Origin of the sequence: Rahnella sp. PD12R, assembly GCF_019200965.1 — a bacterium.
GTDB lineage: Bacteria > Pseudomonadota > Gammaproteobacteria > Enterobacterales > Enterobacteriaceae > Rahnella > Rahnella laticis.
Genome location: NZ_JAHTMS010000026.1, coordinates 1 through 16,807 on the forward strand (window position 1 = coordinate 1; position 16,807 = coordinate 16,807).

Below are 16,807 nucleotides of genomic sequence, written 5' to 3' on the forward strand. Positions count from 1 at the left end.
GTGCGGAGCAGGTTGCTGCATATTTGGGCGCTGTACCTGTAGAACGACGTTCGGGAACATCGGTGAATAGTCATGCACACTTGTCGAAAGCGGGGCCGTCAGACATTCGGGCTAAGTTATTTTTAGCGGCACTGACAGCAACGCGGTTTAATCCACATGTTAAGGCCCTTTATGACAGACTGCTAGCGAAGGGTAAAACCAAGATGTCTGCACTGGGAGCAGCAATGCGTAAGCTGGTACATCTGTGCTACGGCGTGTTGAAAACACAGCAGCCCTATGACGTAAATTATGCGGTTTCAGGTTGACGGCCAAGACGGTAACTTAAGAATCTCCGGCTCTTTAACTGCGCGCTGCCGCTTGTTGGCTATGTTTCAGAAAATCCAGCTATTGCCGCAAAATCCCGCCGCTGCGCGGTTCCCTCCCGTCGGGTTACAAACCGCGCGAAAAGATTCGCGGTTTTTCACCTCTCCATACGGCGCGATTTTGAAAGCGGCCAATGGCTATGTAATTCGGAAGATTAATGCAGGATGGGTTTTGAATTTAAAAAGCCTCTGGCCGCTTTCAGAAAGTTTGCTGAGTGAGTGTTTCGAGACCATGGGCTCGAAGACCGAAACGAAGGAACCGCGCAGCGGCAAGCTTTCGCGGCAATAGCGCGAGTTGCTGAAACATAGCCAGCGAGCGATAGCGCGGGTTGAAAAAGCGGGGAGGAGTCCAGAGGAGGGAAAGCACTTCCCTCCTCTGGTCGGTTTGGGCGCTACGAGCTAAGTGATCTCTGAACTTGAGAAACCGAAATCATCTCGGTCCAGCCCAAACTGCAAGTGAGAAACCGAAATCATCCCGGTCCAGCACCGCTTATTCACCGGAAGGTACTCAATCCCATGCTGGCGCCAGGCCCTCAGGACTCACTAATCGTCCATTTTTCTCAAGTGCAGCAATCTCCTGCATGTCGGCATCGGACAATACCAGTTTCTGCGCCAGCAGGTTGCTCGCCAGGTTTTCACGTTTCGTCGATGACGGGATCACCGCGTAACCCAGTTGCAGCGCCCAGGCCAGAACAATCTGCGCTGGCGTGGCGTTGTGACGTCCGGCGATCGCGATAATCGTCGCGTCTTTCAACGCTTCGCCGTAAGCCAGCGTCATGTAGGAAGTCACGGCGATGTCGTTTTCACGGGCAAAATCGACGACGGTCTGGTTTTGCAGGAACGGAGAAAGTTCGATCTGGTTGGTCGCAATCTGATCAGCGCCGACGGCGTCAATCGCTTCCTGCATCAGGGCAACGGTGAAGTTAGAAATCCCGATTTCACGGGTCAGCCCCATTTTCTTCGCTTCCACCAGCGCATTCATGGTTTCTGCCACGCTGACGGCCTGATCCGGCGATGGCCAGTGGATCAGCGTCAGATCGACATAATCGGTTTGCAACTTACGCAGGCTTTCTTTCAGGCTGTCGATCAGCTTGTCGGCCGCCAGGTTTTCAATCCAGATTTTCGTGGTGATATACAACGCTTCACGCGCAACGCCGCTTTCCGCCAGCGCGTCGCCAACCGCCGCTTCATTATCATAAATTTGCGCCGTATCAATGGCGCGATAGCCCAGTTCCACTGCGGTTTTCACCGATGCTTTTACCACGTCATCTTTCAGACGGAACGTACCCAAACCGAATGCAGGAATGCTCATCATATTCTCTCTTTGTTTTTTAAAAGGTCAGCAATGCGGGAGAGTATGAACCGGCTTTTCATGGATAAAAACGACAGGTTTGCTACAAGACTTTTGCTTTCATAACAATAATCAGGTCTGCGAATAACAAGACCAGCGGCGGGGTTTTCGCGGAATAAGCGGCGGGATAACCGACCCGTTGCGGGCATCGAAAATATACTCTTCGCATGTCGTCACGCAGGCAGGCAATGCCATTGCCGACATAACGGTTTCTCCGGCGGCCCACCACAGTTTGCTGTCCGTTGCGGATTCGGGGGAAAATTGCCCGGCAGCGGGATCCAGCCGGATCCGTTCCATCTGCCAGACGCTTCCGGCCTGCTGTTTCAGCCAGGCTTCACGCAGGCACCATAATTGCCAGAACGCATTTAGCGGGTTTTCCTGTTCCGTCAGCCAGCAAAATTCAGTCTCGCTGAATGCCTGCCTCGCCACGTCCAGATAGCGCGCCCGTGGCCGTATCTGTTCGACGTCACCGCCCGTTTCGCCCGCGGCGCACAGCACCAGTTGCAGGCTGTTAACGCTGTGACTGAGGGAGAATTGGGGCAATGAAGGATCGGTAAAAGACGGTTTACCCCGCGCGGAAATTTGCATTTCTGGCAGCATTTCCTGCCCGCTGAAAGCAAACAACGCTTCGGCCAGCAGCGCCCTGCCCGCTCGCCATTGCTGGCGGCGGACAGGATGCAGGTTTTCACTTTCCGCCAGCAGTTCTGCGGGCAGGCGTGACAGCGGAAAGGTGTCGTCCAGCGACGCGGTGATAATGCGCGCAGAATTTGTCATTTACGGCCAGCGGCGGAAAACCAGCGACGTGTTAATGCCGCCAAACGCAAAGTTGTTCGACTGGATAAACTCGGTCTGAATATGACGCGATTCCCCCATGATGTAGTCCAGATCGCCGCAAAGCGGATCTGGCTGAGTCAGGTTAATGGTCGGCACAAAGCGGTCTTCACGCATCATTTCCAGCGACATCCAGGCCTCAAGCGCGCCGCAGGCACCCAGCGTATGACCGAAATAACTTTTCAGCGACGAAATCGGCGTCTGATTGCCAAACACGGCAGCCGTTGCATGGCTTTCAGCGATATCGCCACGGTCAGTTGCCGTGCCGTGCGCGCTGATATACCCGATTTCAGCCGCCGGGATCCCGGCATTTTTCAGCGCTTTTTCAATACAAATCTGCATGGTGGATTGCTGCGGCTGGGTGATATGCGCCGCGTCGCAGTTGGTTGCAAAACCGGTGATCTCTGCGTAAATCTTCGCGCCACGCGCCTGCGCATGTTCGAGCGATTCGAGAATTAACGCCCCGGCACCTTCGCCAATCACCAGACCGTCGCGCTGCGAATCAAACGGGCGCGGCGATAATTCCGGGTGATCGTTTTGCTGGCTGGTGGCAAACAGCGTGTCGAATACCGCCGCTTCCGACGGGCAAAGTTCTTCGGCTCCGCCTGCCACCATGACGGTCTGGTAGCCGTGTTTGATGGCTTCGTACGCATAGCCGATGGCCTGACTGCCGGACGTACAGGCGCTGGACGTCGGGATCACCCGCCCTTTCAGGCCAAAAAACAGTCCGGCGTTCACTGCTGTCGTGTGCGGCATCATCTGCACATACGTCGTGCCGGTAATGTTGTTGGTATGTTTTTCCGTCAGCATGGTGGCGAATTCGCTGACCGGCCCGGTGCTGCCGGTGGAGGAACCGAAAGCAATGCCCGTTTCGCCGTTGGTCAAAATCGGATCATCCAGCAAACCGGCCTGTTCCAGCGCCAGTTCGGTCGCGCGGGTCGAAAGCAGGGAAACGCGCCCCATTGAACGGATGCGTTTTCGGGTGTAATGCGCAGGCAGTTCGAAATCATCAACGGGCGCGCCGAGATGCGTATTCAGCCCCTGATAAATCAGCCATTCATCCATGTGGCGGACGGCATTTTTACCCTGTTGCAGACGCGCACTCACGTCATCCCAGTGGTTGCCGAACGCCGTGATGCCTTTCATACCCGTAATAACAACACGCTGCGTCATACCATGCCTCCGTTAATGGAGATCACCTGACGGGTGACATACCCCGCGATGTCGGACATCAGATAGCTCGCCAGCCCGGCCACTTCTTCCGCGCTGCCCATGCGTTTCAGCGGGATCATGCTCATCGCAGCGTCGAGCGCCGGTTTTTCCATATCGAGCATGCCGGTATCAATCAGCCCCGGCGCGATGCAGTTGACGGTAATTTTGCGTTTCGCCAGCTCCAGGGACAGCGCTTTGCATGCGCCAATAATTCCCGCTTTGGCCGCGCTGTAATTCACCTGCCCGCGGTTGCCCGTCAGGCCGGAAACTGAAGACAACGCGATAATGCGTCCGCCTGCGCGCAGGCCAATCATCGGCATGATGCAGGGCTGCAATACGTTGTAGAAGCTGTCGAGATTGGTGTGGATCACGCCGTCCCAGTCTTCATCCGTCAGCGCCGGAAACGCGGCGTCGCGGGTAATTCCTGCATTATTGACGACGCCGTAGTAAGCGCCATGCGCTTCAATATCGGCCTCAATCACTTCGCGGCACTGCGGACGGTTGCTGATATCGAACAGGATCAGGCGGCCGCTGCCGCCAGATGCCTGCACCTGTTGCAGCGTGTGTTCTGCCCCGTTTTTATCGCTGTGGTAATGAACCACAATCTCAAAACCGTCCGCTGCCAGCTGGCAGGCAATCGCCTGACCGATACCTTTGCTGGCTCCGGTCACTAATACCGAACGCGTCATTCCTTTTTCCCCTGTGTGAGCGTAATAAGTTCGTCCTTTGCTGGCTGATACGTGTTCAGCCTTCCCTGAGCAACCTGAAGGTTGTCTTTTTCCTGTTTAATACTGATAACACCTTCAAAGCTCGCGAGTTTTTCATCGCGTAATACCATTGAAACGCTGATAAGCAATTCACTGCCTGCCACAAATTCAGACACGCTGCATTTTATCGCGCGGCCGCCCAGCAACATGCCGACCTGCGGTGACTGGCCGGATTGCGCACCGTGCCAGCCGCTCCAGACGCCGATGGTCTGTGCGATAAGTTCAAGGGCGTACCAGGCGGGCAATGCACCGCGTGCATTCAGAAAAGGTGCCAGCACGCCGTCAGGTGAGACGACAACGTTACAGATGGCGGTTTCTTCCGTCACGCTGACGACGTTTTCCAGCAACACCATCGGCGTGTCATGCGGTAAATAACCGGCGGCGGTCAGCGTGCTCATGACGGCCTCCCGATCACAATGCAGGCGTTGTTGCCACCAAAGGCAAATGAGTTGGACAAGATGACCGGACGTTCCAGCCCTTGTGGCGCATCGACCAGCCGGATATCGGGCAGGCTGGTATCACGCGGCGTAATACTGAAATCCTGAGGCGGCAGATTGAGATTTTGCGTCAGGATAAGCCAGCTCAGTGCCGCCTCTGTCGCACCGGCCGCGCCCAGCGTGTGGCCGGTAAGATGTTTGGTCGAGCTGCACGGGATCTGGCTGCCGAAGATGCGGTGGATCACCGCCGATTCCACCTGATCGTTAAGCGGCGTCGCCGTGCCGTGCGCATTGATGTAGCCGACATTTTCAGGCTCAAGCCCGGCCTGTTGCAGCGCCATACGGATTGCCCGCTCCGCGCCCGCACCTTCCGGATGCGGCGCGGACATGTGCCAGGCATCAGAAGACTCACCGGTGCCCAGCAGCGCGACATCCGCCGGTTCACGCGTCAGCAAAATCAATGCCGCCGCTTCACCAATATTAATGCCATCGCGATCCTGTCCGAAGGGCGTACAGCGGCCACGGGAGAACGACTCCAGGCTGTTGAAACCGTTGACCGGCATCCGGCACAAGCTGTCTGCCCCGCCGACAATTGCCGCATCAGCCAGACCGGACTGAATCAGCCGCATCCCGCTGATAATGGCTTTCGCGCTGGATGAACACGCCGTCGATAAAGTGTATGCCGGCCCTGTCAGCGCCAGCAGTTCCGCCATAAATTGCGAAGGATCGCCGAGTTCCTGTTGCTGATAGTCATAGCCTTGCGGGAAAGCCCCCTGCTGATGCAGATGGCGCACTGCGTCTTCCCCTTCCGCAATGCCGGAGGTGCTGGTGCCCATGATTACCGCAACGCGTTCGTGACCATAACGGGTAATAACCTCGCTGACCGGCGTTTCAATTTGCGCCAGCGCCGCCAGCAACAGCTGGTTATTGCGGCTGCGGTGCGCGGAAAGTGATTCCGGGACCGACGGTAAATCGCCCGTGACAGCGCCCAGCCAGACCGGGCGGTTTTCCGTCAGCCAGCTTTCCTGCACAGACATGCCCGGCGAAACACCCGCCGTCAGGCTGGCCGCAATCTGCATGTTGTTGTTTCCCAGCGCGTTAACCATGCCCACGGCCGAAAAGTAAATCATGTTATTCACCGACATTCTGGATAGTGATCTGGTAATGGAACGCCAGTTGGGTAATGGAAACAGGTCGCCGCGTTTTGCCTTCCGGCAGATAGTCAATCCGGGTGATTGCGTTGCCTTTGTTATCCGATAACGTGCGGAGCAAAGGCTGGTCTTTCAGCGTCCAGCCCGGCGGCAACAGCGGCTGCCAGCTTTCCACCGGCCAGTAGCTGAACATAATATCGGCCAGAACCTGATTTGCTGGAGGCAAACCCTCAATCTTTATTGCCTGTTCAGTATGGATGCCGGTTTGATCGTAGACCACTTTAAAGAGACGGATCCCCAGCGGCGAGAGCCCGGCCAGCTGTAGAGAGTTGCCGTCGGCGTTAAGCAGCACCAGCAAAGACTGCTGTTTTCCGTTGACCGTTGCCGTCAGCAATTGCTGCTGACTGACCGGTACTGCCAGCACCGGCGCGGGTAATTTCACCTGCACGCCCGGTTTCAGCCACGCCTGAGGCAGCGTTTGGGCAGGAGGGCGCGACGCGCAGCCGCCAGACATCAAAATCAGCAGTGCCACAACCGGCAGCGTGAAGCGGATCATTTCTTACGTCCTCTTTTTTTAGCGGGCAACGTCAGCGGCGAGAGCAAAAACGCCGTCAATATGCCGGAACTCAGCACAATGCCAAAGCTGCTGATCGCCTGCGTGGAGCTGAATACCAGCATGCCAAACGTCAGTAACGTGGTCGCAACAGCCATAAAAATGGCAAACATCGACGTGGTCGGCGTCCCGCGCGGATTGGTGAAAAACAGGGTGTAGTTGATGCCAATCCCCAGAACCAGAATCAGCGCCAGCAACGAAAACAAGTTGAGATGATGACCGCTGTAACCGAGCGCGGCGATGCCCATTCCCAGCGAAAGCAGCGTCGGCACCAGACAAATCAGCCCGTGCGGCAGACGGAAACGCCAGAGGTAAATCGCGGCAATGACCGCCACCGCCAGTCCGAGCAGATAAGTGAGGTAAACGCGGTACTGAGAAAACAGCTCACTGAATTCAGACTTGCGGTCAATCCAGCCGGTTCCCGGGGAAGACGCCGCCAGCGCCGCCACGGCAGCGGTATCGTGAACGCCACTGACCGGGATTAACGTCGCGCTGCGTCCGTCCGGCAAAGACAACCACAGTAAGCGCCAGCCCTGACTGACCACGCTGTTTAGCCAGAACGGGACATCAACCGTTTGCGGGCTGAGATCCGGCGTGGCGACTGAAACCCCTGACTGCTGCAACTGCGCAATAATCTGCGGCGCACGCTGGCGGAGTAACGAGAGATCTTTTTGTTGCTGTAATTGCGACGGCAGGCTGAGCGCCCGGTAACCGACAATCACGCCATCCGTTTTCGCCTGCTCCAGTTTTGGACGCAAAGCCTCAAGACGCTGAAGCGTCTGCTCCGCCGTATCGCCGTAAACGATCAGCCATTTCTGATCATTGGTTTGTCCGGTCAGCGCGGCAATCTGTTGTTCCTGCTGCTGTAAATCTGCCGGCAGCGTTTGTAAATCGGCAATATCGTCATTGATTTTAAGCTGATAAATTCCGCCCGCCGCCAGCATGAAAATCAAAACCGGCAGCCCGATACGAACCGGTTTACGGCTGCGCCATGCCAGCAACCATTTCAAGATCAGCGTCAGTCCGGGCGTCGGCCCGACCGGCAAATGCGCAGATAAATAGGGATACCAGCACATGACGGTGATACAGGCGGCGCTCAGCCCGGCGGCGGCAAAAACCGCCAGCTGTTGCAGGCCGGGGAACGGCGCTATCAGCAGCATCAGGTAGGCCGCGACCGTTGTCAGCAGCGCCGCAGACAACGCCGGGAACAGCTTTTTCAGGCTTTCGAGCGGCGTGCTGGTTTCACCATGAACGCGGCGTTCAGTGAGGAAGTAGAGGGTGTAGTCGGCTGAAATCCCGACAATGCTGGCGCTCAGCACCAGCGTCATCACGTGTATTTCACCGAAGACCCACAGGGTAAATACCGTGCCCGACAGCGCACCAATACCGATTGAAAGCAGGCTGAGCAACAACGGCAGCACGGAGCGGAACATCAGTAAAATCAGCAGAAAGACACCGATAACCGAGGCCGCGCCAATGGTAGATAAATCATGTTCAGCCTGCTGGCTGGCATAATTGCTGTAAAAAATCGTGCCGCGCTCAAGCACTTTCGCGCCCGGCCAGCGCGCTTCAAAAGCGTGTCTGGCCGTATTCAGCTCAGCGACAGTGTGCTTCGCGCTGGTGATGTCATAGGACGACGCATTCAGCTCGCCGTGAAGTAAATACCAGCTGCGCCCTTGAGGATCGCGCGTCATCAGCCAGCCCTGATCGAGGCTCATGCCGCCGCTGCTTTGCTGCTGCGCCATTTGTGAGGCACGCACCAGCAACAAAGGATCGTTAGCCAGCTCTTTTCCGCTGACACCGGCAAAGGCGGAATAAACCTGCCCCATGATCCACTGGCTTTGCTGTTCAGCACCGGCGTTCAGGCGCTGACGGGTGGCGTCATCAAGCAAAGCATTACGATGCCGGAAAAAGAACGCGCCCCATTCCTGCTGACGCGCCTCATCCATCGGCCCTTCCACCTGACTCAGTGCAGGAAGCGATCGCAGCTGTTTCAGCCAGTCTTCAAGGGGCTTTGTTCCCGCGCCTTCCGGCGGGCTGACCAGCCACATTAGCTGGCGATCAAGCCGCTGCGTAAAGCCGTCAGAAATCGCCGGAGGAAGACCGGCCGTCTGTTGCTGCGGCAAAAGCGCCAGCACGCTGCTGTTAATCTGGCTGCGCGGTAGTAACCAGACCAGCGCGGCGACGAGCAACACAATAATCAGCAGCCAGATTTGCGCCAGCCGGCGGTGAAGATCAGGATGCAAAATGGCGTTTCTCGGCGTCAGTCAGTTCAGCAGGCGTCGTTTTCTGGTTAAAGAAACGGATATGTGTCGCGTCACCCTGCATGTCGTCGATATCAATCTTGTTCAGGAAGGTTTCCCCGTTGAGTGTAATGCGGCGGAAAAGGCGGTTCAGCGGCGAGACTTTTGGCACCAGCACCAGCGTCCAGGCGCCCTGCCCTTTATCCGCAAAATCCAGCGTGAAGTTTTCTTCCAGCACGCGGCGGTCTGCATGAAACAGCGCGCTCAGCAGGGAGTTGAACTGGAACATCTGCGGATTATTGCTGGCCGTAACCACCTGTGGCGACTGGCCCGCCATGATTTGCACCATGCGGGTTTCCGTCAGAAGTAACGTCAGAGGGAACGGTTTTTCCTGCTGCCACCAAAGCCCCTGTTTTTGTGCAATCAGTAAATTTCCGCCGGAGTTCAGCGGCTGAGCCATCCCGCTGATGGTTCTCTGCTGGGCAAATTCAGCGCGCAGCACCGGCACCTGGCTGAAACGCTGCTGCAAGTCATCGAGCGTCACGGCCTGGGCAGCAACGCTGAACGCGGCGAGTAAAACAAGCAGAAGTGATTTCACAGGCTGACTCCGGTTTTATCGAAAAGAACCTGTGGCGAGACAAAACACATCTCTTTGGTTTCAGCATCCACGGCGACCTGTAACGTGTAGCCCGTCGTTGTGCGTTTTCCGGTTTCAATATCATAGATTTGATAGCTGATACGCAGGCGATTTTCGATTTCTTCAAGCTGCGCGTGAACGGCAATGCGCTGTTCGAACAGGACGGGCGCAATGTATTTCACGCGCGTATCCACGATTGGCCACACATAACCGGAGGCTTCCATCTGACGATAGCCATAATCGAACTGTTTCAGTAATTGTTCGCGTGCAACTTCGAGATAACGAAAATAATTGCCGTGCCAGACAACGCCCATGGCATCGGCATCATGAAAAGGCACGGTGATTTCCACCACGGTGGAAAAGCGCGGGTCGTTAAAGCGCGGATCAAGTTTGGAAGTCATATCAGTCAGGTTTCCTGTCAGAGGCGTCATCTGCGGGATGCTGCCAGAAATCATAAAAATTGAACCAGTCGTGAGGCGCCAGCAGGCTGTAATGTTCAAGGCGCGCGGCGTAGCGGTCGACGGTTTCCTGTAATGCAGGCAGACGATTTGCGCGGGGCAGAATCAGCGGATCGGCAAAAGATTCGCAGTAAATATGCAGACGCCGTTCCTGTCTGATGCCAAACATCAGCATCACCGGCGCTTTCAGGGCGGCGGCAAGAATAAAAGGTCCTTGCGGGAAAGCCGCGGGTTTACCGAGAAAATCACTCCAGATGACGCGGGAATGCTCACCGCGCTGATGACGGCTGGCGGATGTTCTGTCGCCCACAATTGCCACCCATTCGCCTGCATCGAGTTTTTCCTGCAATAACATGGCGGTGTCCGGCCCCATCTGGCTCACCTGAATCAGATTCACCAGCGTCTGCGGGTTAATTTCTTTCATCACCTGATTAAACCGTTCGGCGTGTTCGGTGAAAACCAGCGCATTCACGGTGATCCGATGATTCAGCGCACCAATAGCACGGCAAGATTCGATGTCGCCAAGATGCGAGGCGAGGATCAGCGTGCCGCGCCCGGAGGCAATATGCGCTTCACAGACGTCGGGATTCACCAGCACCGCGTCATTCAGGGTGTTATCGCCCTGCCAGCTCGCCAGTTTGCTCAGCATCGATTCACCAAACCGCATGAAATGCCGGAATGTACTTAACGGGTACGGCAACGCGATAGCGCGCTGCGCTGCGACTTCGCGGACGCGTTCAAGCCAGGCGTCCGACGCCTTGCGCTGTTTTCCGCCTGTCAGCCAGAAGTAACCAATCACCGGATAAAGCAGTAACTGGAAAGCGCGGTAGCCCAGCACGCGATAAATCTTCAGCATCAGACGAATGCCCCACAGCCCTTTACGTTCGCGCGTTACCGACCAGTGCGGATCGCTTTGCTGCGTTTGTCTCTGGCGCAGCAAAAAAGGAATGCGCGGCAACATGCCGAAGAACAGGCGGGTGTGCATCCACGAGATTTTAATGTTGTCTTTCACCGCATCAAAATGCGAAACGCCGTCTTGCGGATAGGTGACGCGCGTCGGCAGGAAGCGGCTGCGCGTCCCCTGCCAGTAAAGCCGCACCATGATTTCGGTATCGAAATCCATGCGTAAACCCAGTGGCTGTTTGTCCATCAATCTCAGGCAAGGCCGCAAAGGATAAACGCGAAATCCGCACATACTGTCTTTAAGTGAAAATGACAGGGTTTCGACCCAGACCCAAAAATGCGTGACATAACGGCCATAAAGGCGCGATTTCGGCACGCTTTCGTCATAAACAGGCTGACCGGAGATCAGGCAATCCGGGTATTTTTGCGCTTCCTCCAGCATGAGAGGAACGTCGGAAAGCTGGTGCTGGCCGTCTGCGTCAACCTGCATGGCGTGGGTAAACCCTTTTTCAGCCGCCAGCCGTAAAGCGGCCATGACAGCGGCACCTTTGCCCTGATTCGGCGACAGGCGCGTCAGGCTCATCCATGGCGTTATCTGCGCCAGACGCTGTAATTCATCCGCAGTTTGCGCCTCGCTGCCATCATCAACCACAATGCACGGCAATCCGAAAGAGCTGAGTTTATCCAGCACACCGGCCATCATCGGCCCGTGGTTGTAACACGGGATAATCAGACAGGGTGAAAACAGCACTGAGGATGTTACGGGCATAATGTGATTTTTCCACTGCTGGCAATGGTTTCGCCCAGGACGTAGCGGAAAATCAGCCGGTGTTTTTCTTTCAGCCAGTCAATGTGCAGGCTGACAGTTTCATCCGGCAAAAGTGGCCGCTGAAACTTCACCACTTCCATCCCCGAAAAAGCTTTATCCAGCCGCAAAATCTCGCCCGCATACTCCATCACCCAGTTCACCTGCGTGACACCCGGGAGCAGCGGATACGTGGGAAAGTGCCCGCGAAACCAGAACAAATCCGCTGAGAGCCGCAATTCGAGCATCAGGCTGGTGTCGCTGCTTTTATGCAGGCTCAGGACTTCAGGCTTCATCATAGAAACATTTCCTGTAATTCAGCGGCTGCGCGTTTGCCTTGTTGATTGAGTGGGATCGCCGGAACAATACGCCAGTATCGCGGCAGCGACACCGGTGATACCCATTCCCGCAAAGCATGGCGGATCTGCCCAAACAGGACATTGCGGTTTTCGGCCTGCAACAGCGCATCGCCCGCCGGGGTCAGTACAATCGCTGCCGCAACCGAAACCCTGCCCTGTTTTTCGAGAGTCAGAACACAGGCGTCAGCCAGAAGATCGAGTGCACACAAGCGTTGCTCAATTTCATCCAGCGAGATCCGCTGTTCAGCAATTTTAACGATCCGATCTTTACGGCCCAGAAGATCAAAATGACGTGAACCGTCAGGTAAAAGTTTTATCTCATCGTTGAGATCAATGCCTTCCGGCTGCGGAATAATCGGAGAAATCACTGCAATGCTGCCATCGGGCTGAGGCCGCAAATCTACGTTGTCGAACAGCGTCCAGGCTTCGCCAGGCCAGGTTTGCTGGCGAAATGCGATAACACCACTTTCGGTGGTGCCATAAATCTCTGTTGGCTGGCAACCGCAGGTTTCTTTCACTGATTGCGCCGCATCGCTTTCCAGAGGGCCACCAGCGGAAAAAACTGCACGCAGCGTGACCGGTGTTAAAGTGGCGTCCAGACGTTTGAGGAACGCCGGGCTGCTGACGAACGCCAGCGGAGATTTTACTGCGAGCGAATGGAGTTGCTCGTGATACTGGACGCTGCTGGCCGCAAACGGCAGGCCAAGTGACAGCGGCAACATGAACGCAAAACTCAGGCCGTACATGTGATGAGGCGCGACCGTGGCGGCGAACCGGGAACCGGCCAGTTCGGCGCCCCACCGGGCACCTAGCCACTGGCTTTCACGCTCAAGACAAGAGACCGGTTTGATAATCTTTTGCGGTTTTCCCGTTGATCCGGACGTGAAGAGGACGAGCGACACATTTTCCGGAAATGCAGGTAAAACAGAAAGCGGCTCAATGGCGACAAACGGAAAGCGGAGAACAGGACAATTGAGCTGCAATGGCAGATCGGTAATCAGCGCATCGAATGCATCGCATTGCTCAGAGAGCAGTGCCTGACGAAAATGACCAGGCAGAACAGGCGTTTTTCCGCTGTAAAGAACGGCCAGTAAGGCCACAGCGAACGAATAGTTATCTTCCAGACACAGCGCCCAGCGCGAACAGGGAGTCGCACTGACCCTGGCAAACAGCGTCGCGACATCGCGACGGAAGTCACGCTGCCTGTGCTCACGGGTTTCACTCCAGGCAACCAGATGATCATCTGCTCTTTCCGTGCCCAGCCATTGGCACATTGGCAGCGTCATGGCTTGCGCAGACGCTTTCTGATTATCCATTCAATACCCATTAATAAACCAATCAGCAGATAACTGATCCCGCCGTTGTAAAGCGCCCACAAAGACACATCGCCTTTCAGGCAGGTATATAAAGCAAAAGATCCATTACAAACAAAAAACAGGCACCAGACTTGTGTTACGCGTCGCGTATAGACAACCCCTTCGGGCGGTAAGTCGGGCTCGCTCAGCCGGGCAAGGCGCTCAACCAGTGATTGCCGGGCGAACAATGAACTAAAAAACAGGCCAAGAAGCAGGACATTCACCGCTACCGGGTAATACAACAACATTGATGTTTCGCGCAGTACAACGCTGGTGATGACCAGCACAATGCCAGAGACGGCCATCGCTTTGCCGAAAAAAGTGAGCTGATTTAATTTTCCGCGAAAGGTGAGCAACCGCAGAATAAACGCAATAATCAGAAGGGGGGCAAGAATACTCATTCCCCAATTTTTTAAGCCACACCAGACTGTTACCGGATAAGCAATAATCGCCACGGGCATTGCCCAGCGAGCGAACGCTGCGACAAGCTGAAGGGAAAAGCGCCGGGTTTCAGACACAGCAATTATTGCGCTGGCGTGTTGAGTAATTCATCGATGGCATCAACAACATCCTGAACGGTTCGTACTGATTTGAACATTTCAGGTTTAATTTTTCTGCCCGTCGATTTCTGCAGATGAACAACCAAATCCACAGCATCAATACTGTCTAATTCCAAATCTTCGTAAAGTTTGGCATCGGGGCTGATATCACTTTCATCAATTTCAAATAGCTTGATTAATAACGCGCTAATCTGCTGATAAATTTCTTGCTTCTGCATAGGAATCTCTTTAACCACGCTGAACTGATATAAACTGGCTAAGACTTTCAACGGAATAAAAATGCTCACGCATTTCCTGACTTTCAGCCGAAAGGATCACGCCGTATTGCTTTTTCAATGCCAGGCCTAATTCGAGGGCATCAATAGAATCCAGCCCTAATCCATCGCCAAAAAGAGGCGCTTGCGTATCTATCTCATCTGGCGTCATTCCCTCCAGATTGAGCGTCGCGATGATAAGTTCTTTAATGTCGTTACTTAATGAATCCATGACTTATTTCTCGTTATTTTGAGTATTGCCGTGCATCAGTTCAGAGCGCAAATGCTGTGTCAGACGCCTTGCTGCCAGCGCAGGCGAAAGATCCTGTTCATCAAAAAAATCCTCAGCCTTTACCTTATCGGCAACAGTGATGACAAACTGAGGTTTTACTCGCGGAATTTCGTACCACTTTCCCTGTTTGGTCAGCATGGGTGGCTGGCAGGAAATATGAACAATCCGCACATCACAACCGGCTCTCAGCGCGATATTGGCTGCACCACGCTGTAGCGTTATCGGTTTCTCAGGCAAAGAACGCGTCCCTTCAGGGAAGATCAGCAACGTTCCACCCGCCTTGAGGCGCGCCTCACAAGCCTGAAGCAACTCATCAGACCCTGAGTTCACCAGATATCCGGCTGCTTTGATGACGCCAGCTAAAAATGGGTTCTTCAGCAACGCCTGTTTGACAATGCAATCACAGCGCGGCATCCGCGAAGCCAGAATGACATAATCAAGAAGGCTGGGATGGTTCGCAACAATCAGGCATCCGGTGTCCTCCTGAAACTTTTCGTCGCCGACAAAGCGGTAATCCATCACACCAAAAAGCCGTAATCCTCCGAGGAAAAGTCGAAAGCTATTACGAATGCTGTTCAGTGTCATCCGATGTAATCTTTCCGGCTGGCGTATGATTAACCGCAACAGAGTAAACCAGAACAAAGAAAGCAGCAGTCCGCCAATTCCGAAAAATGCGAAAAAAATGCCTGTAACAGACCATCGCCATATCCGGTTCGGCAAAGAGGAAACGTCTTCCTTTAAGGCAGATTCGCTCCTCACAATGCACGCGCCCATTGCCAGTGATGGAGACTATCAGCACTGACAATAAATGAAGGCGATGAGGACAGATAACCTCGCAGGAATTGCAAACCCTGCGGAAGAGCAAGAGAATCGGTTTCATCGTTTTTTGCAATTCGCTGGCACTGCAAAGTATCGCCAGCCGCCAATATTATTGCCATCGCGTAAGGCAGAAACTCGGAATTTACCGATTCAGCATACAGGGAAGGAATTTCGCCATCAAAATCGACCAGCATGATGCGTGAAGCACCGCCTGCCAGCATAGATTGCGCTTCCAGCAGACCTTGCTGAAAGCTGTCCATACCGGCAGCCAGTGAGGTTACCGGCAGTGGATTCTTACTGATAATAGTTAACCAGCCAGCGGCTGTATTATGGACGGACATCGAAAATTCGGTGGGAGAAATAGCGTCGTCTTCTGCAAGCGCATGTAAAATGCGCCCCGTTCTCTCAAGTTCACCGTGGCGGCTGGTAAAAATTGCGGCATCAACCTGGTGTTTCGAAAGCAAGGACAGACCGACATCGACGGCAAAACGACTTCCGATACTCATACGACGCGCAGCCATCATTGGGATCTGCTCGCTCTTTGGAATCTCGCCTGAAAGTGCATCCACATCGGAACATTGCGCCCATTGGATCCAATCGGCACAATTATTGATACCAGGAGCAACAGCCTGCCAGTCAAGTATATCCAGTGAGAATTTCATAATGATTAATCTTCGCGAATCTTCCGAATTAAGACTTTATGATATTTTATTAAAAGTTGCATCAGCAATCTGACAGGCTATTGCGCTGAACGGTGCATTTTAGTTATTTTTACAACGCGTTAGATATTACTGGCCAGAATACATATCTGATAAATCTTAATTTTACAGTCAGAAATAGCAGCTGAGGTTTTATTAAATTAAAGTCAGCGAAATTATAATGGGTTAAATTGGGAAAATTTACTATTCTCATAAAAATAAGAACAGTGATTATATAGATTAATCTTCAACAGAAAGTTAATCGATTGATTTTAAATATCACACAGAGGTTTCAACCCGATGCAAAAGCTTTAAATCAGAAATTCAGTACGTTTAACACCCGATTTTTTTTCAGATTTTAAAATGCAAAAAACCCTGAATCTTTCGATTCAGGGTCTATGCAATTAGTGGCGGAACGGACGGGGCTCGAACCCGCGACCCCCTGCGTGACAGGCAGGTATTCTAACCAACTGAACTACCGCTCCACCGGTTCTTTCACTTACATCAGAAATCGTCTGATACAAGTTTGTTCCTGTTATTTTCCTTGTCAGGGGAAAAGGAACTAATTTGATGCCTGGCAGTTCCCTACTCTCGCATGGGGAGACCCCACACTACCATCGGCGCTACGGCGTTTCACTTCTGAGTTCGGCATGGGGTCAGGTGSTGTCTCTTATACACATCTCCGAGCCCACGAGACCTC

20 protein-coding genes, 1 tRNA gene and 1 rRNA gene are annotated in these 16,807 nt (G+C 54.1%); 2 read left to right on the plus strand and 20 right to left on the minus strand.

The genetic code is table 11. The annotated features are described in order from the left end of the window. Both KWG64_RS25215 and KWG64_RS25220 read left to right on the plus strand, forming a co-directional pair. Positions 1-305: transposase (locus tag KWG64_RS25215; RefSeq protein ID WP_218523467.1), on the plus strand; the 305-nt coding region annotated here is incomplete at its 5' end. After that, positions 289-651, plus strand: a complete 363-nt coding sequence (locus KWG64_RS25220) for a hypothetical protein (protein ID WP_218523468.1) — start codon at positions 289-291, stop codon at positions 649-651. The genes KWG64_RS25215 and KWG64_RS25220, both read left to right, overlap by 17 nt. A gap of 219 nt (positions 652-870) precedes the next feature. Here the strand turns inward: KWG64_RS25220 and dkgB are convergent, their stop codons facing one another. The 20 genes from dkgB to rrf form a co-directional block, all read right to left on the minus strand. Beyond that, complete coding sequence (dkgB, locus tag KWG64_RS25225) at positions 871-1,674, minus strand: 2,5-didehydrogluconate reductase DkgB (RefSeq protein ID WP_218523479.1); 804 nt, start codon at positions 1,672-1,674, stop codon at positions 871-873. A gap of 111 nt (positions 1,675-1,785) precedes the next feature. Next, positions 1,786-2,487: a 4'-phosphopantetheinyl transferase superfamily protein gene (locus KWG64_RS25230; protein WP_218523469.1), complete on the minus strand. Its 702-nt coding sequence runs from the start codon at positions 2,485-2,487 to the stop codon at positions 1,786-1,788. Next, entirely contained in the window at positions 2,488-3,717 is a 1,230-nt protein-coding gene (locus tag KWG64_RS25235) for a beta-ketoacyl-ACP synthase (RefSeq protein ID WP_217152619.1), read from the minus strand. Next, the gene (locus KWG64_RS25240; protein WP_218523470.1) at positions 3,714-4,445 is read right to left on the minus strand and encodes a 3-ketoacyl-ACP reductase FabG2; all 732 of its coding nucleotides are present in this window, start codon (positions 4,443-4,445) and stop codon (positions 3,714-3,716) included. Before KWG64_RS25240 ends, KWG64_RS25235 begins: the two co-directional genes overlap by 4 nt. Continuing rightward, a complete protein-coding gene (locus KWG64_RS25245) occupies positions 4,442-4,921 on the minus strand; it encodes a hotdog family protein (RefSeq protein ID WP_218523471.1) in 480 nt (159 codons plus the stop codon). Before KWG64_RS25245 ends, KWG64_RS25240 begins: the two co-directional genes overlap by 4 nt. Next, on the minus strand, positions 4,918-6,090 hold the full coding sequence (locus KWG64_RS25250) for a beta-ketoacyl-[acyl-carrier-protein] synthase family protein (protein WP_218523472.1): 1,173 nt from the start codon (positions 6,088-6,090) through the stop codon (positions 4,918-4,920). Before KWG64_RS25250 ends, KWG64_RS25245 begins: the two co-directional genes overlap by 4 nt. 1 nt (position 6,091) lies before the next feature. Next, the gene (locus tag KWG64_RS25255; RefSeq protein WP_218523473.1) at positions 6,092-6,667 is read right to left on the minus strand and encodes a DUF3261 domain-containing protein; all 576 of its coding nucleotides are present in this window, start codon (positions 6,665-6,667) and stop codon (positions 6,092-6,094) included. Next, positions 6,664-8,970: an MMPL family transporter gene (locus tag KWG64_RS25260; RefSeq protein ID WP_218523474.1), complete on the minus strand. Its 2,307-nt coding sequence runs from the start codon at positions 8,968-8,970 to the stop codon at positions 6,664-6,666. The genes KWG64_RS25255 and KWG64_RS25260 overlap by 4 nt, the downstream gene beginning before the upstream one ends. Then, a complete protein-coding gene (locus tag KWG64_RS25265; protein ID WP_218523475.1) occupies positions 8,960-9,565 on the minus strand; it encodes an outer membrane lipoprotein carrier protein LolA in 606 nt (201 codons plus the stop codon). The genes KWG64_RS25260 and KWG64_RS25265 overlap by 11 nt, the downstream gene beginning before the upstream one ends. Next, the gene (locus KWG64_RS25270; RefSeq protein ID WP_195815373.1) at positions 9,562-10,005 is read right to left on the minus strand and encodes a thioesterase family protein; all 444 of its coding nucleotides are present in this window, start codon (positions 10,003-10,005) and stop codon (positions 9,562-9,564) included. Before KWG64_RS25270 ends, KWG64_RS25265 begins: the two co-directional genes overlap by 4 nt. Before the next feature lies 1 nt (position 10,006). Next, positions 10,007-11,734, minus strand: a complete 1,728-nt coding sequence (locus KWG64_RS25275; RefSeq protein WP_218523476.1) for a glycosyltransferase — start codon at positions 11,732-11,734, stop codon at positions 10,007-10,009. After that, positions 11,725-12,069 carry a 3-hydroxyacyl-ACP dehydratase FabZ family protein gene (locus KWG64_RS25280; RefSeq protein WP_195815371.1) on the minus strand — a complete coding sequence of 115 codons (345 nt, stop codon included), beginning with the start codon at positions 12,067-12,069 and terminating at the stop codon, positions 11,725-11,727. Before KWG64_RS25280 ends, KWG64_RS25275 begins: the two co-directional genes overlap by 10 nt. Further along, positions 12,066-13,445 (minus strand): AMP-binding protein, encoded by a 1,380-nt coding sequence (locus KWG64_RS25285; RefSeq protein WP_255562302.1) that lies wholly within the window; start codon positions 13,443-13,445, stop codon positions 12,066-12,068. Before KWG64_RS25285 ends, KWG64_RS25280 begins: the two co-directional genes overlap by 4 nt. Next, a complete protein-coding gene (locus tag KWG64_RS25290; RefSeq protein ID WP_255562303.1) occupies positions 13,412-13,945 on the minus strand; it encodes a hypothetical protein in 534 nt (177 codons plus the stop codon). Before KWG64_RS25290 ends, KWG64_RS25285 begins: the two co-directional genes overlap by 34 nt. 62 nt (positions 13,946-14,007) lie before the next feature. Then, on the minus strand, positions 14,008-14,262 hold the full coding sequence (locus KWG64_RS25295) for an acyl carrier protein (RefSeq protein ID WP_152324699.1): 255 nt from the start codon (positions 14,260-14,262) through the stop codon (positions 14,008-14,010). A gap of 10 nt (positions 14,263-14,272) precedes the next feature. Then, the gene (locus tag KWG64_RS25300) at positions 14,273-14,530 is read right to left on the minus strand and encodes a phosphopantetheine-binding protein (protein WP_152324700.1); all 258 of its coding nucleotides are present in this window, start codon (positions 14,528-14,530) and stop codon (positions 14,273-14,275) included. A 3-nt stretch (positions 14,531-14,533) separates the two neighbouring features. Continuing rightward, on the minus strand, positions 14,534-15,364 hold the full coding sequence (locus tag KWG64_RS25305; RefSeq protein WP_195824957.1) for a 1-acyl-sn-glycerol-3-phosphate acyltransferase: 831 nt from the start codon (positions 15,362-15,364) through the stop codon (positions 14,534-14,536). Continuing rightward, entirely contained in the window at positions 15,346-16,071 is a 726-nt protein-coding gene (locus KWG64_RS25310; RefSeq protein WP_218523478.1) for a beta-ketoacyl synthase chain length factor, read from the minus strand. The genes KWG64_RS25305 and KWG64_RS25310 overlap by 19 nt, the downstream gene beginning before the upstream one ends. 444 nt (positions 16,072-16,515) lie before the next feature. Continuing rightward, positions 16,516-16,592: transfer RNA gene (locus KWG64_RS25315), tRNA-Asp, on the minus strand. An 87-nt stretch (positions 16,593-16,679) separates the two neighbouring features. Beyond that, positions 16,680-16,794, minus strand: a 5S ribosomal RNA gene (rrf, locus tag KWG64_RS25320). Positions 16,795-16,807 lie beyond the last annotated feature (13 nt).

Coding starts and splice junctions, on each gene's coding strand:
- KWG64_RS25220 (WP_218523468.1), top strand. CDS start 289: ATGCGGTTTCAGGTTGACGGCCAAGACGGTAACTTAAGAATCTCCGGC.
- dkgB (WP_218523479.1), bottom strand. CDS start 1,674: ATGAGCATTCCTGCATTCGGTTTGGGTACGTTCCGTCTGAAAGATGAC.
- KWG64_RS25230 (WP_218523469.1), bottom strand. CDS start 2,487: ATGACAAATTCTGCGCGCATTATCACCGCGTCGCTGGACGACACCTTT.
- KWG64_RS25235 (WP_217152619.1), bottom strand. CDS start 3,717: ATGACGCAGCGTGTTGTTATTACGGGTATGAAAGGCATCACGGCGTTC.
- KWG64_RS25240 (WP_218523470.1), bottom strand. CDS start 4,445: ATGACGCGTTCGGTATTAGTGACCGGAGCCAGCAAAGGTATCGGTCAG.
- KWG64_RS25245 (WP_218523471.1), bottom strand. CDS start 4,921: ATGAGCACGCTGACCGCCGCCGGTTATTTACCGCATGACACGCCGATG.
- KWG64_RS25250 (WP_218523472.1), bottom strand. CDS start 6,090: ATGATTTACTTTTCGGCCGTGGGCATGGTTAACGCGCTGGGAAACAAC.
- KWG64_RS25255 (WP_218523473.1), bottom strand. CDS start 6,667: ATGATCCGCTTCACGCTGCCGGTTGTGGCACTGCTGATTTTGATGTCT.
- KWG64_RS25270 (WP_195815373.1), bottom strand. CDS start 10,005: ATGACTTCCAAACTTGATCCGCGCTTTAACGACCCGCGCTTTTCCACC.
- KWG64_RS25275 (WP_218523476.1), bottom strand. CDS start 11,734: ATGCCCGTAACATCCTCAGTGCTGTTTTCACCCTGTCTGATTATCCCG.
- KWG64_RS25280 (WP_195815371.1), bottom strand. CDS start 12,069: ATGATGAAGCCTGAAGTCCTGAGCCTGCATAAAAGCAGCGACACCAGC.
- KWG64_RS25285 (WP_255562302.1), bottom strand. CDS start 13,445: ATGGATAATCAGAAAGCGTCTGCGCAAGCCATGACGCTGCCAATGTGC.
- KWG64_RS25290 (WP_255562303.1), bottom strand. CDS start 13,945: ATGCCCGTGGCGATTATTGCTTATCCGGTAACAGTCTGGTGTGGCTTA.
- KWG64_RS25295 (WP_152324699.1), bottom strand. CDS start 14,262: ATGCAGAAGCAAGAAATTTATCAGCAGATTAGCGCGTTATTAATCAAG.
- KWG64_RS25300 (WP_152324700.1), bottom strand. CDS start 14,530: ATGGATTCATTAAGTAACGACATTAAAGAACTTATCATCGCGACGCTC.
- KWG64_RS25305 (WP_195824957.1), bottom strand. CDS start 15,364: ATGGGCGCGTGCATTGTGAGGAGCGAATCTGCCTTAAAGGAAGACGTT.
- KWG64_RS25310 (WP_218523478.1), bottom strand. CDS start 16,071: ATGAAATTCTCACTGGATATACTTGACTGGCAGGCTGTTGCTCCTGGT.